This window comes from Streptomyces sp. NPDC012825 (genome assembly GCF_042900925.1).
Taxonomy (GTDB): domain Bacteria; phylum Actinomycetota; class Actinomycetes; order Streptomycetales; family Streptomycetaceae; genus Streptomyces.
In genome coordinates this window covers 313196-325960 of the sequence record NZ_JBIBBZ010000006.1, presented here as the reverse complement: position 1 = coordinate 325960, position 12765 = coordinate 313196, and the positions used below count along the sequence as shown (strand labels likewise).

At 74.6% G+C, this 12765-nt stretch carries 13 protein-coding genes; 8 read left to right on the top strand and 5 right to left on the bottom strand.

Annotation, left to right across the window (positions count from 1 at the left end; genetic code table 11):
- Positions 1-77 precede the first annotated feature (77 nt).
- The 5 genes from ACFY7E_RS17015 (at position 78) to ACFY7E_RS16995 (ending at position 4397) form a co-directional block, all read left to right on the top strand.
- Positions 78-1241, top strand: coding sequence for an NAD(P)/FAD-dependent oxidoreductase (locus ACFY7E_RS17015; RefSeq protein ID WP_389485644.1), 1164 nt, complete (start codon positions 78-80; stop codon positions 1239-1241).
- 42 nt (positions 1242-1283) lie between these two features.
- Positions 1284-1649, top strand: coding sequence for an Rv2175c family DNA-binding protein (locus ACFY7E_RS17010; RefSeq protein ID WP_053640476.1), 366 nt, complete (start codon positions 1284-1286; stop codon positions 1647-1649).
- Positions 1650-1799: 150 nt separating this feature from the next.
- Complete coding sequence (gene thiE, locus ACFY7E_RS17005) at positions 1800-2453, top strand: thiamine phosphate synthase (RefSeq protein ID WP_389485515.1); 654 nt, start codon at positions 1800-1802, stop codon at positions 2451-2453.
- A 180-nt stretch (positions 2454-2633) separates the two neighbouring features.
- Complete coding sequence (gene metF, locus ACFY7E_RS17000; protein ID WP_383442853.1) at positions 2634-3551, top strand: methylenetetrahydrofolate reductase [NAD(P)H]; 918 nt, start codon at positions 2634-2636, stop codon at positions 3549-3551.
- A 54-nt stretch (positions 3552-3605) separates the two neighbouring features.
- Positions 3606-4397: a hypothetical protein gene (locus ACFY7E_RS16995; RefSeq protein WP_389485512.1), complete on the top strand. Its 792-nt coding sequence runs from the start codon at positions 3606-3608 to the stop codon at positions 4395-4397.
- A gap of 40 nt (positions 4398-4437) precedes the next feature.
- Here the strand turns inward: ACFY7E_RS16995 and ACFY7E_RS16990 are convergent, their stop codons facing one another.
- The 5 genes from ACFY7E_RS16990 to ACFY7E_RS16970 all read right to left on the bottom strand — a co-directional run bounded on the left by ACFY7E_RS16990 (position 4438) and on the right by ACFY7E_RS16970 (position 10376).
- The gene (locus ACFY7E_RS16990; protein ID WP_389485510.1) at positions 4438-5844 is read right to left on the bottom strand and encodes a phytoene desaturase family protein; all 1407 of its coding nucleotides are present in this window, start codon (positions 5842-5844) and stop codon (positions 4438-4440) included.
- Between the two features lie 42 nt (positions 5845-5886).
- Entirely contained in the window at positions 5887-6504 is a 618-nt protein-coding gene (locus ACFY7E_RS16985; RefSeq protein WP_389485508.1) for a DUF4126 domain-containing protein, read from the bottom strand.
- 261 nt (positions 6505-6765) lie between these two features.
- Positions 6766-7395 carry a TetR/AcrR family transcriptional regulator gene (locus ACFY7E_RS16980; protein WP_389485506.1) on the bottom strand — a complete coding sequence of 210 codons (630 nt, stop codon included), beginning with the start codon at positions 7393-7395 and terminating at the stop codon, positions 6766-6768.
- 43 nt (positions 7396-7438) lie between these two features.
- Entirely contained in the window at positions 7439-9526 is a 2088-nt protein-coding gene (locus tag ACFY7E_RS16975) for a YhgE/Pip family protein (RefSeq protein WP_389485504.1), read from the bottom strand.
- Positions 9498-10376, bottom strand: coding sequence for an ATP-binding cassette domain-containing protein (locus ACFY7E_RS16970; protein WP_389485502.1), 879 nt, complete (start codon positions 10374-10376; stop codon positions 9498-9500). The genes ACFY7E_RS16975 and ACFY7E_RS16970 overlap by 29 nt, the downstream gene beginning before the upstream one ends.
- 163 nt (positions 10377-10539) lie before the next feature.
- Between ACFY7E_RS16970 and ACFY7E_RS16965 the strand changes: the two genes are divergently transcribed.
- From ACFY7E_RS16965 to ACFY7E_RS16955, 3 genes are all read left to right on the top strand, one after another.
- Positions 10540-11058: an SAV_6107 family HEPN domain-containing protein gene (locus tag ACFY7E_RS16965; protein ID WP_389485499.1), complete on the top strand. Its 519-nt coding sequence runs from the start codon at positions 10540-10542 to the stop codon at positions 11056-11058.
- A gap of 66 nt (positions 11059-11124) precedes the next feature.
- The gene (locus tag ACFY7E_RS16960) at positions 11125-11913 is read left to right on the top strand and encodes a class I SAM-dependent methyltransferase (protein ID WP_383442829.1); all 789 of its coding nucleotides are present in this window, start codon (positions 11125-11127) and stop codon (positions 11911-11913) included.
- Positions 11914-12186: 273 nt separating this feature from the next.
- Positions 12187-12588 carry a DUF3040 domain-containing protein gene (locus ACFY7E_RS16955; RefSeq protein WP_383442826.1) on the top strand — a complete coding sequence of 134 codons (402 nt, stop codon included), beginning with the start codon at positions 12187-12189 and terminating at the stop codon, positions 12586-12588.
- Positions 12589-12765: the final 177 nt, after the last annotated feature.

Sequence of the window (12765 nt, the reverse complement as noted above, 5' to 3'; positions counted from 1 at the left end):
GCCCGTCAGGTACGTAAGGTGGCCGCGTGAGCGAGCAGAAGCAGACCCAGCGGCGCGTCGTGGTCGTCGGCGCCGGAATGGCGGGCGTCCAGACCGCCGTCGCCCTGCGCGAGCAGGGCTTCACCGGCCCCGTGACCCTCGTCGGGGCCGAACCCCACCAGCCCTACGACCGGCCCCCGCTCTCCAAGGCGGTCCTCCTCGGGAAGGCCGAGGACTCCGCCTTCGAGGTCGACTTCGAGGACCTCGGCGTCGAACTCCGGCTCGGCGTGGACGTCACCGGGCTGCGCGCCGCCGACCACGAGGTCGACACCGAGGCCGGACCCGTCCCGTACGACGTCCTGGTGATCGCCACCGGCGCACAGCCGGTCACCCTGCCCGGCTCCGAGGGCGTCCCCGGCGTCCACCTGCTGCGCACCCTCGACGACGCCGTGCGCCTCGGACCCGTCCTGGAGCGCCGCCACACCGTCGTGGTCGTCGGCGCCGGCTGGATCGGCGCCGAGTTCACCACCGCCGCGCTCGGCGCCGGCTGCGCCGTCACCGTCGTGGAGGCCGCCGACCTCCCGCTGGCCGGCACCCTGCCCGCCGAGGTCGCCGCCCCCATGGCCGACTGGTACGGGGCGAACGGCGCCGAACTCCTCACCCACGCGCGCGTGGACACCGTCGAACCCGGCCGGGTCCGCCTCGCCGACGGCCGCGAACTGCCCGCCGAGGCCGTCGTCGTCGGCATCGGCGCCCGCCCGGCCACCGGCTGGCTCGCCGGGTCCGGCATCGCCCTCGACCCGGGCGGCGCCGTCACCGCCGACGACCGGCTGCGCACCTCCCTGCCCGACGTGTACGCGGTCGGGGACTGCGCCTCCTTCCCCTCCACCCGCTACGGCGAGCGCCTCCTCGTCCACCACTGGGACAACGCCCTCCAGGGCCCGCGCGCGGTCGCCGCCGCGATCACGGGCGCCGACACCGGCCCGTACGACCCCGTGCCGTACTTCTGGTCCGAGCAGTTCGGGCGCTTCGTCCAGTACGCGGGGCACCACGCGGGCGCGGACGAGCTGCTGTGGCGCGGCGACCCGGCGGACGAGGCCTGGTCGGTGCTCTGGCTGCGCGCCGGGGCGCCGGTGGCCCTCCTCGCCGTCGGCCGCCCCCGCGACCTGGCCCAGGGCCGGAAGCTGATCGAGGCCGCGACCCCGGTCGACCCGGTCCGCGCCGCCGACCCCTCCGTACCCCTGAAGGCGGCAGTCCGGTAGGCCCGACTACCGGCTGTCGGTCCGGGATGGCAGGCTTGTCACGTGACCGAGATTGACGCAAAGATCGATGCTCTCGTCCCCGCCTGGCTCTACCTGCCCGACATCGCGGAGATGCTCGATGTCGAGGTGACGCGCGTGCGGCAGCTGGTCAAGGAGGGCCAGCTCATCGCCGTGCGCCGCGGAGAGAACAACGCACTCCAGGTGCCCGCCGCCTTCATCCAGGGCGACAAGGTCGTCAAGGGCCTCACCGGGACCCTGACCCTGCTGCGGGACGACGGCTTCACCGACGAGGAGATGCTGGAGTGGCTCTTCACTCCGGACGAGAGCCTGCCGGGCACGCCCGCGCAGGCGCTCGGCGAGAACCGCGGCACGGAGGTGAAGCGCCGCGCCCAGGCGCTCGCCGTCTGACGCGCCCTGCTTGACGCGCACCGCCCGACACGCGTCACCCGACGCACGTCGTCCGGCGCGCGCCGAAGACACCACCAGCGGGTGTCGTGACGGCCGGTCCCCGGTGACCGGCCGCCACGGCACCCGCGACACCGACGGGGGGACCCACCCATGCCCACGCCTCGCGAGCGGCTCGCCGACGCCCGGCTCTACCTGTGCACCGACGCCCGGAAGCGCCAGGGCGACCTGCCCGCCTTCCTCGACGCCGTGCTCTCCTCCGGCGTGGACGTCGTCCAGCTCCGCGACAAGGGCATGGAGGCCGCCGAGGAGCTGGAGCACCTCGCCGTCTTCGCCGAGGCCGCCCGCCGGCACGGCCGGCTCCTCGCCGTGAACGACCGGGCCGACGTCGCCCACGCCGTCGGCTCCGACGTCCTCCACCTCGGCCAGGGCGACCTGCCCGTCCCCGCCGCCCGCGCGATCCTCGGCGAGGAGGTCCTCGTCGGGCGTTCCTGCCACGCCGAGGGCGAGGTGGCCGCGGCCGCCGCCGAGCCGGGCGTGGACTACTTCTGCGCCGGCCCCTGCTGGCCCACCCCCACCAAGCCCGGACGGTACGCGCCGGGGCTCGACCTCGTGCGGTACGCGGCCGGCCTGGCCCAGGACCGCCCCTGGTTCGCCATCGGCGGCATCGACGAGACCAATCTCGACGAGGTCCTGGACGCGGGCGCGCGCCGGATCGTCGTCGTCCGGGCGATCACCGAGGCCGACGACCCGGCCGCCGCGACCGCCGCCCTCGTCAAGCGCGTCCGGGAGCGCGCCGGGGACTGAGACGCACCGGGGACCGGGACGCGCCGGGGACGACGACGCGCCCGAGACCGGGACGCACCGGGACCCGGACGCACCGGGCCGCGACACGCCCGGGCCCGGCCCGGCCGGAATCCGTCCGAAAAGTGTCCACCGATCGGACAGGGCCCGCGCGGTCCGCCGTACCCCGTCTAACCTGCCCGTATGGCCCTTGGTACCGCTTCCGTCCGCTCGGACCGCGCCCGCACGGTCCGCGACATCCTCGCCTCCGGCGGCACGTCGTACTCCTTCGAGTTCTACGCGCCCCGGACCGAGAAGGGTGAGCAGAGCCTCTGGAAGGCCATGCGGCGGGTCGAGGCGGTCGGCCCCAGCTTCGTCTCCGTGACCTACGGCGCCGGCGGCACCACCCGGGGCGGCACCGTCAAGGCCACCCAGAAGATCGCCTCCGACAGCACGCTGACCCCCGTCGCGCACCTCACGGCCGTCGGCCAGTCCGTCGCCGAGCTGCGCAACATCCTCGGCCAGTACGCCGACGCCGGCATCCGCAACATGCTCGCCCTCCGGGGCGACCCGCCGGGCGACCCGCTGGGCGAGTGGATCGAGCACCCGGAGGGGGTCCGCTACGCCGCCGACCTGGTCCGGCTGATCAAGGAGTCGGGCGACTTCTGCGTCGGCGTCGCCGCCTTCCCCGAGATGCACCCCCGGTCCACCGACTGGGACACCGACGTCCGGCACTTCGTGGACAAGTGCCGCGCGGGCGCCGACTACGCCATCACCCAGATGTTCTTCGACCCGGAGACGTACCTGCGGCTGCGCGACAGCGTGGCGAAGACGGGCTGCGAGACCCCGATCATCCCCGAGGTCATGCCCGTCGTGAACGTGAAGACCCTCGACCGGCTGCCCCAGTTGAGCAACGCCGCCTTCCCGGCGCGCGTGAAAGAGCGCATCCTCGCCGTCAAGGACGACCCCGCCGCTGTACGCTCCATCGGTATCGAGTTCGCGACGGAGTTCTGCGCGCGTCTGCTGTCCGAGGGCGTCCCCGGACTGCACTTCATCACGCTCAACAGCTCCACCGCGACACTCGAGATCTACGAGAATCTCGGACTGCACCAGCAGTCGTGACCGGTCGTACCCGCCCCGACCCGCGGCGGTGACCGTGGAGAGGGGCGGCGGGGCATGGGGTGGACGGTCCTCTACATCGCGTTCGGCGTGGTCGCGCTGTGGCTGCTGGGGGAGGTGCTCCTCCAGTACAAGGCGCGGCTGCGCTGGCGCGTGCTCGCCTTCTGCGGCTTCCTCTTCGTGGTCCTGGGCGTCCTGCTGCCCTCGGTCCCGGTGATCGTCGCCGGCGCGCTCGCCTTCGCCGTCGGCCAGACCTGTGTGACGCTCTCGTTCCGCCGCGGCTTCTCCACCGGCTGGGCGATCGGCGGCAACCCGGGCGCGAGCCGCCGCCGCAGGTCCGGCGCGCCGGCCCAGGCCGGACCCACCCTGGAGGTCACCGGACTCTCGTACGACGAGCCGGGCGCCGGCCACGGCCCCGCGGAGCACCCGGAGACGGCGGCCGGGGGGATGCCGGTCCACGAGCCCCTGCCGATGCCCGACGACACGGGCGGGTACGGGGTCTACGACACGGGGCGCGACACCGCCCCCGACGGCGGCCACGAGCCGGCGGCCCACGCCTCCTGCGCGACGGGGTACGAGCAGCCCGTCGCCCCGCAGGGGTACGACTACGGGACCGTCGGGCAGCAGCAGTACGCCGCCTACTCCGACCCGTACATCGGTCCCGGCACGGACGCCCAGCAGTACGGCTCGTACTACGGCGACCCCTACGCCCCCTCGTACACCTACGACACCCCGCCCGGCGGGGTCTGGGTCCCGCAGCAGCGCGACGCCGAGCCGGACCCGCGGCAGGCCACGGAGCCGTACGGACCCGGGTCCCACCAGGACGACCAGCAGCACTACCGGTACTGAGGTCCCGGGGCGCCCGTGGTCCCACCGCGGGCGCGCCGCCTCACCGCGAGCCGCGGAAGTCCTCGCCCTCCACGATCAGTCCCGCCACCAGCGCGCCCGACATGCCCGCGTGGGCGAGCCCGCCGCCGGGGTGCGACCAGCCGCCCGCGAAGTACAGGCCCGGCAGCGGCGAGCGGTTGGCGGCCGGGAGCAGCCGTCCGTCCGCCCCGGCGAGCGCGGGCCCGGGCACCTCGGCGGCGCCGGTGTCCCGGCGCACGTCCTCCGGGGTGCGGACGTGCCGCCACAGCAGCCGCTCCCGGAGGCCCGGCACCGCTCGTCCGGCGGCCTCGACCATCCGGTCGGCGAACGCCTCCCACTCCCGTCCCGGAGCCGTGCGGACGGTCGCGGTGACCGTCACCGCCTCGTGGTCCGCGTCCGGCCGCAGCGCCGGGTCGTCCGGGCGCAGCACGGTCACCGTCGGCCGCCCGCCCTCCGCGTGCACGACCGTGCGGTGGACCGCGTCCGCCCCCCGGGGGCCGCGCAGGGCCAGACAGACCGTCACCCGGCCGGTGCCGAGGGCCTGGTGGCGCTGCGTACCGCCGGGGTGGAGCGCGGGCACCGGGGCCCCGGAGACCACGTGGTCGGCCGCGACCTCCTCGCCCCCGGCCAGCCGCACGCCGACCGCCCGGCCGTCCTTCTCCAGGACGTCCACCACCGGCGCGTCGAAGACGAACTCCACCCGCCGCTTCCGGCACCGCTCGTACACCGCGTCGGCCAGCGCCCGCAGCCCCCCGGCCACGTACCAGCTGCCGAAGGTCTGCTCCATGTACGGCAGGACGGCGGCCGAGGCCGGGGCGTCGGCCGGGTCGAAGCCGTACGACCACGCGTACGCGTCGAGCAGGGCGGCGAGCCGGGGATCGCGCAGCTCCCGCGCCCCCACCCGCGCCAGCGTCCTCGTGGGGCGGCGCAGCAGGCCCGCCTTCGGGGCCGGGTACGGCTCGCGGGCCAGCGGCGCGGGGTCGGCCGGCTGCGGCTCCTCCAGGAGCGGCCGGCGGGTGCGGTCCCAGGCCTCGCGGGCCCGGGTCAGGAAATCGCCCCAGCGCTCGCCCGCACCCGCGCCGAGCGCCGCGTCCAGGGCGGCGACCGTGCCGGCCCGGGAGGCGTTCGGCAGCTCCACGCGCGTGCCGTCGGCGAAGACGTGACGGGCCGCCGGGTCGACCTGCGTCAGCGCGACGCACTCCTCCAGGGGCTCCCTGCCCGTCTTCACGAACAGGTCCCGGTACACGGCGGGCAGGTGCAGCAGCCCCGGGCCCGTGTCGAAGGCGAAGCCGTCGCGCGCGTACCGGCCCACCGCGCCGCCGTACGTCGCCCCCTGCTCGTACACCGTCACCCGGTGGCCCGCCACGGCCAGCCGGGCCGCCGCCGCCATGGCGCCCAGTCCCGCGCCGATCACCACAATCCGTGCCATGCCGGCGAGCCTATCCGGCCCCTCCGACGCCCCGTGAAGAGGTCAGGGGTGGGGAGGGGTGCGGGCCCCGGCGGCGAGCCGCCTCTCCTCCCGGCGCTGTGACCTGCGGCGCAGGAAGCGGCGGATCCGCCGGGCGAGGAAGACGACTGTGACCAGGCCGAGCAGGAGCAGGACGCCCGCGACGACCGCCGCCGCCACCGGGTGGAAGAGCGCGAGGGTGACGACCGCCGCCACCCCGAGGTCCTCCGCCAGGCTCACCCCGACGTTCGTGAACGGCTCCGGCGAGGTGTTGACCGCCATCCTCGTCCCCGCCTTGACGAAGTGGCTCAGGAGGGCCGTCGAACCGCCGACCGCGCCCGCCGCCAGCTCCGGCAGCGAACCGTCCTGCCCGGCGAGCAGGGCGCCGACGACGGCTCCCGCGACCGGCCGGACCACGGTGTGGACGGCGTCCCACACCGAGTCGACGTACGGGATCTTGTCCGCCACCGCCTCGCACAGGAACAGCACGCCCGCGACGACGAGGACGTCGGTGCGCTGGAGGGACTCGGGCACCTCGTCGGTCAGCCCGGTCGCGCCGAAGAGGCCGAACAGCAGGACCACCGCGTACGCGTTGATCCCGCTCGCCCAGCCGCTGGTGAACACCAGGGGGAGTACGGACACGTCCGCGATCGTAACCAGGACTGAGTACCCGTACCCAGGGGGCGGGATGAGTACGAGCGCGGATGGGCCCGGCGGCGCCCGGAGGAGAGAGTGGAGCCCACGGAAGGGGCGCGGCTCCGGAACCGCCGGCACGGGGCGGCGGAACGGGGCCGCGCGCCGGCCGGCACGGGGGCACGGGGGTGTTCACGGGGGGAACGCGGAAGAAGCCGGTGCGGCGGGGCTCGGGGGGATCGAGCCTCACCGCACCGGCTTTCTCCGTGCCTACGCGCGCGGGGTGGGGTCCTGACAGCCGCCCACCCGGCCGTGCAGCAGCCGGGAGAGGGCCGCGTGCACGTCGTCGAGCGAACGCTCGCTCTGGAACGCCTGCCAGTCGAGCGCCGCCACGAGCACCATGCCGACGAGCGCCGCCGCCGTCAGCTGGACGTCGATCTCCTCGCTCAGCTCCCCGGCCCCGACCCCTTCGCGCAGCACCCCCTCGACCACCGCGACCGCCTCCTTGCGGACCACCAGGAGCGTGGAGTTCCAGGCCCGGTTGGTGCGCCAGAGCTCGGCCACGTACAGCTGGGTGAAGGCCGGGTAGCGGTCGATGAAGACGAGGCCCGCCCGGATCATCGCGTCCAGCGCGTCGACCCGGCTCCCGCCGCGCCCGGCGGTCTCCTCGGCCGCCGCGCGCAGGGAGGCGGTGAGCAGCGACACCCCGTGGCGCAGCAGCTCCTCGAAGAGCTCGGTCTTGCTCTTGAAGTTGTAGTAGACCGTGCCCTTGGCCACGCCGGCCCGCTCGGCGATCTCGTCCACCGTCGTCGCGGAGAAGCCCTGCTCCGCGATGAGCGTGACGGCCGCTTCGTAGAGCTTCGCGCGCGTGGCCTGGCGTCTGGTGCTGCTGCTGTCCATGGGGTCGATTCTCACAGGTGTCACGGGTGGTGCCGGCCCTGTCTCACAGGGTCAGTTCGGGGTGGAGCCGGTCCAGCGTCCAGACCTGCCGCCTGCGGGCCGAGACGGCCGTCAGGGCCAGGGCGCCCAGGGTGAACGCCGCCAGGACCGCGCAGGACTGCCAGACGGGTTCGAGACCGCCGCCCGTGATCAGCCGGCGCAGCGACTCGACCACGTAGCTCATGGGCAGGAAGGGGTGGATCGCGTTGAAGAACGCCGGGCTGGTCTGGACGGGGTACGTGCCGCCCGCCGAGGTCAGCTGGAGCATCAGGAGGGCGAGCACCAGGATCCGGCCCGCCGCGCCGAAGCGGGCGTTGAGCCACTGGACGATCGCGGTGAAGCAGCAGGTGACCAGGGCGAGGAAGCCGACCGTGCCGGCGGCCCGCGCCATCTGGAGGCCGAGGCCCCAGTGCAGGACCGACATCAGGGCCGCGACCTGGAGGAGCCCGATCGCCGCCACCGGGAGCCAGCCCGCGAGGGCGATCCGCCAGGCGGAGCCGCCCACGGCGAGCGCGCGCCGGTTCATCGGCTGGATGATCATGTACGCGACCATCGCGCCGACCCAGAGGGAGAGCGGGATGAAGTACGGGGCGAAACCGGTGCCGTAGTTCGGCGCCTTGTGGAGCGACTGGGAGGCGAGCCGCACCGGGTCGGCCATGACCTCCGTACGCCGGTCGCGGGCCTGCTGGTCGTAGTCCGGGATCCGCCCGACCCCGTCGCGCAGCCCGACCGCCAGCTCGCCGGAGCCGTCGGCCAGCTTGAACAGGCCGCCGTCCAGGTCGCCGGCGCCCTTCTCGAGCCTGTCGATGCCGGCGTCGAGGTTCACCGAGCCGGTCTTCGCCCCGGTGATGCCGGTGTGCAGCCGGTCTGCGCCCGTCGCGACCTTCCTGGCACCCGCGTTCAGCTCGTTGATCTTCCGGATGGCGTCCTCGACGTCCTCGTCGAGGTGCGGGGCGCGGGCGGCCAGCTCGTCGGCCTGCTTCTTGAGCGTGACCAGGCGCGCGTTCAGCTTCTTCAGGTCGCCGTCGCTGTCCTTGGTCAGCTCGTGCACGTCGTCCGCGACGACCGCCACGTCGCCTGCGGTGACCGCGGCCCGCCGGAGGACCTCGCAGACCCGGGCGTCGGGCTCGGGGGCCTCCGCGCACGCCTCGCGGTGCAGGGCGGTCAGGTCGGCGTCGGCCTTGTGCGCGGCGGTGCGGAGCTGCGGGCCCCGCTTCACCAGGAGGTCCAGGTTGTGCTGGACGGCGGTGGCCGAGTCGGAGACCAGCCGGGCGGTGTCGCGGATCGACCTGCCGTTGTTCGCCAGGTAGGGGCGGACCTTGTCGGCGGTGCCGTTCACCTTGTCGGCGAGCCTCTGCGTGCCGTCCGCGACCTTGCGGGAACCGTTCTCCAGGTCCTTGGCGCCCTTGTCGAGCTTCTTCAGGCCCGCGGCCAGGTCGCCGCTGCCGGCCTTGGCGTCCCCGAGGCCGTCCGCCAGGCTCTTGGAGCCCTTCTTGGCCCTGTCCACGCCCCGCTTGAGGTCGGCCGCACCCTCGGCGGCCTTCTCGGTGGCGTCGTGGATGTCGGAGAAGGAGATGAAGATCTTGTCGAGGAAGGTGCGCGAGGACTTGGTGGAGGCCGCGGTGCGCACCTCGGAGAAGACCGTCCGGGAGATCTGCCCGACGATGTAGTTGTTGGCGTCGTTCGTCCGCACCCGCAGGGCGCCGGTCTCGGGGGAGTCGCCGGAGCTGGAGGCGATGCGCGCGCTGAAGTCGCCGGGCATGGTCAGGGACAGGTAGTACGTCCCGTCCTCGACGCCCCTGCGCGCCTCCTCGTCGCTCACCCGGTGCCACGCGAAGGTGTCGCTCTCCAGGAGCCCCTTCGTGATGTCGTCGCCGGCGTCGATCCTCCTGCCGTCGGCGGTGGCGCCCCGGTCCTCGTTGACGAGGGCGACGGGGATCTTGTCGAGCCTGCTGTACGGGTCCCAGAACGAGCACAGGTAGAGGGCGCCGTACAGCAGGGGCAGCAGCAGGACCGCGACGAGCGCGGCGATCGGCAGCTTCCCCCTGCCGAAGCGCCTCAGCTCAAGAGCGGCCAGTTTCGGCGAGCGCATCGTCCGCCCCCTCCTCGGTCGTGGACGCGGCGGCGCCCGTGTCGGTACGGCCGGCTTCGGCGGCTCCGGGGGCCCCGGTTGCTTCGGGGGCTCCGGTTGCTTCGCGCGTCTCCGGCGTCTCCGGCGCTTCCGGCGCCTCCCCGGCGACCGCGGTGATCCGCAGGGCGCCCTCCGGGGCATCGCTGCAGACGGCGAGGACGGTCGTCCCGGACGCGGTCAGGGAGCGCAGGAGCGCCCAGGCCTCGGTCCGGGCGGCGTCCGAGAGCTTCAGGTCCGCGTCGTCCACGGCGAGCAGCCGGGGGCGCCCGATCAGGGCGAGGGCGATCGAGAGCCGCAGCGCCTCGATCCGCTCCAGGTCCCGTACGGAGGTCCGCGCGCCCTTCGGCAGGGCGTCGAGGTCGAGCCCGGCGGCGGCCACGGCCTCCTCGATCCGGGCCCGGGCCTCCGCCGCCCGCGTGCCGGGGCGCCGCAGCAGCGCCCGTACGGAGCCGTCGAAGCGGCGCTGGAGGAGCGCCCGCTCGCGCAGGTGCTCGGCGACCGTGAGGGCGGGGTCGAGCTCGTTGACGCCGGGGACCTGGCCCAGCGCGCTGATCCGGCGCACCGCGGCCGCCTTCCGGGGCAGCGGGAGGCCGCCGACCTCGGCGTGCCCCTCCTGGGCCTTCATCCGGCCGGTGAGCGCGAGGAGCAGGCAGGTGCGCCCCGTGCCCGACGGCCCCTCGATCGCCACGAGCGCGCCCGGCTCCGCCCGGAAGGACACCTCCCGGAAGACCCAGCCCCGCGGTCCCCTCAGTCCGAAGCCGTCCGCGACGACGGCGGCGCCGTGCGGCTGTTCCTCGGCTTCCGTGCCCACGGACTCACCCCCCACTCCCCATTTTGAACTGACCAGTCAGTTCAAAAGCTACCCTCGTCCCGGATCCTTCGCAAAACGGCAGGTCAGCGTGATTGTCAGTGGGAGTGGGCACGATGGACACATACGGCCACAGCGCCGTCACGCGACGACAGGAGGCTTCGTCATGGCACGTCCATCCGCAGCAGCCGCACCCAGGCGCCACCACGTCCCCGTGCACTCCGGACCCGCGTCCGACATCCACCCCGTCTCCCGCCGCACCGCCGCCCCGCCCGCCGCCCTCGACCTCCTCGCCAAGTCCCGCGCCGGACTCGCCGAGGCCGCCGTCCTCGACCGCCCCCACGAGCGGTACGCCACCGCCCACCTCGCCGCCCTGCGCGCCGCGGCCGCCGTGCTCGCCGCCCGGGGCGCGCCCGACCCCGCCCCCCGCCGCCGGGAGCGGATACGGACCGCCTGGGAGCTGCTCGCCGAGCTGGCGCCCGAGCTGGCCGAGTGGAGCGCCCACTTCGCCGCCGGCGCACCGCGCAGGGCCCGCGCCGAGGCGGGCATCACGAGCGCCGTCACCCCCAGGGAGGCCGACGACCTCCTCAGGGAAGCCGCGCACTTCTCCCGTCTGGTCGAGCGGCTGCTCACCCTCCAGCCGGTGCTGCCCCGCGGCCCCGGGAGCGACGACGCGGGAGGATGATCCGAAAGGCGGGACCGAGGCCATAGGGTGGGGAGGTCCGTACCCGTCACCGAGGAGTCAACAGCCGTGCCGGACCCTTCCCCCGCCTTCGGTCGAGAGGCGACCTCCCGCCCGTCGCGCGCCTCCCTGCGCACCGCCGTCGTCTGGGACGTCCTCAAGGACGCCCTGGACCGCCGGGTCGAGGCCACCGGGAAAGACGGTCTCGACGTCCTCGACACGGGCGGCGGCTCCGGGAACTTCGCGGTGCCGGCGGCCCGCCTCGGCCACCGGGTCACCGTCGTCGACCCCAGCCCCAACGCGCTCTTCGCGCTGGAGCGCCGGGCCGCCGAGGCCGGCGTCGCCGACCTCGTCACCGGTGTCCAGGGCGACGTCCGGGGCCTCTTCGACGTGGTCGGGCGCGAGGGGTACGACGCCGTGCTCTGCCACGGCGTCCTGGAGTACGTCGACGACCCCGCCGAGGGCGTGCGCAACGCGGTCGCCGCGCTCCGGCCCGGCGGCAGCCTCAGCCTGCTCGCCGCCGGGGTCGGCGGCGCCGTCCTGGCCCGCGCCCTCGCCGGGCACTTCACCGAGGCCCGGCACGCGCTCACCGACCCGGCCGGCCGCTGGGGCGCGGGCGACCCGGTGCCCCGCCGCTTCACCGCCGACCAGCTCGCCGAGCTGGCCGACGAAGCCGGCCTGGAGGTCGGCGCCGTGCACGGCGTCCGGGTCTTCGCCGACCTCGTCCCCGGCGTCCTCGTCGACACCGAGCCGGGCGCGGCCGAGGCCCTCCTCCGTCTGGAGGCGGCCGCCGCGGAGCTGCCCTCCTTCCACGCCGTCGCCACCCAGCTGCACGTCCTCGGCGAGAAGCGGGCCTGACCCCCGGAGCCCACCCGTTCGGCGGTCCGGACCCCGGCGCCCCATGGAGTGCGCCACAGCACGCCCGGTGCGGGGCTCGGCCCCGTATGATCGGGGGACACCATCCGGCATGACGGACGGGGGCCCGGGGAACCAACACCTCAGCAACCGATCCGCATGGCGGCCCGGATTGGCTATTCGGCATTGTGGGCGGGTTTCACGGGGGCGATTCCCTGCCTATCCTGAAAGGGCCGCAAACCGGTCGCCCCCGCGGCCGACGACTAGGAGGACTCCGTGCCGCTCTCGGAGCACGAGCAGCGAATGCTCGAGCAGATGGAGCGAGCGCTGTACGCCGAAGACCCCAAGTTCGCGACAGCGCTCGAGGGAAGCGGACTGCGCACGTACACCCGGCGACGGGTTTACCAGGCAGTCGCCGGCTTCCTGGTGGGTATCGCGCTCCTCATGGCCGGAATGGTCGCACAGCAGATCTGGATCAGCGTGGTGGGATTCCTCGTCATGCTGGGCTGCGCGGTCCTGGCGGTCACCGGATGGCGCAAGGCGCCGAAGCCGGGCGAGCAGCAGACTGCGGGTGGACCGGCGGCCGGCGGCCGCCAGACCCGGCAGCGACGCCCCATGATGAACCGGATCGAAGAGCGGTGGCAGCGCCGCCGTGACGAACAGGGCGGCGGCCACTGACGGCCCCCTGAGCGGAAGCCCCGCCCCCTCCGACGGACCGAGCCCCGCAGAGCCGCGCTCCCGAGCGCAGCGGCCCTGTGGGGCTCGTTCGTGTCCCGGGCCCGCTCGTTCGCGTACCGGGACCAGGGGGGCCCCACCAGACCCGGGAGCGAGGCTCCTTCGTACCAGGGGGAGAGG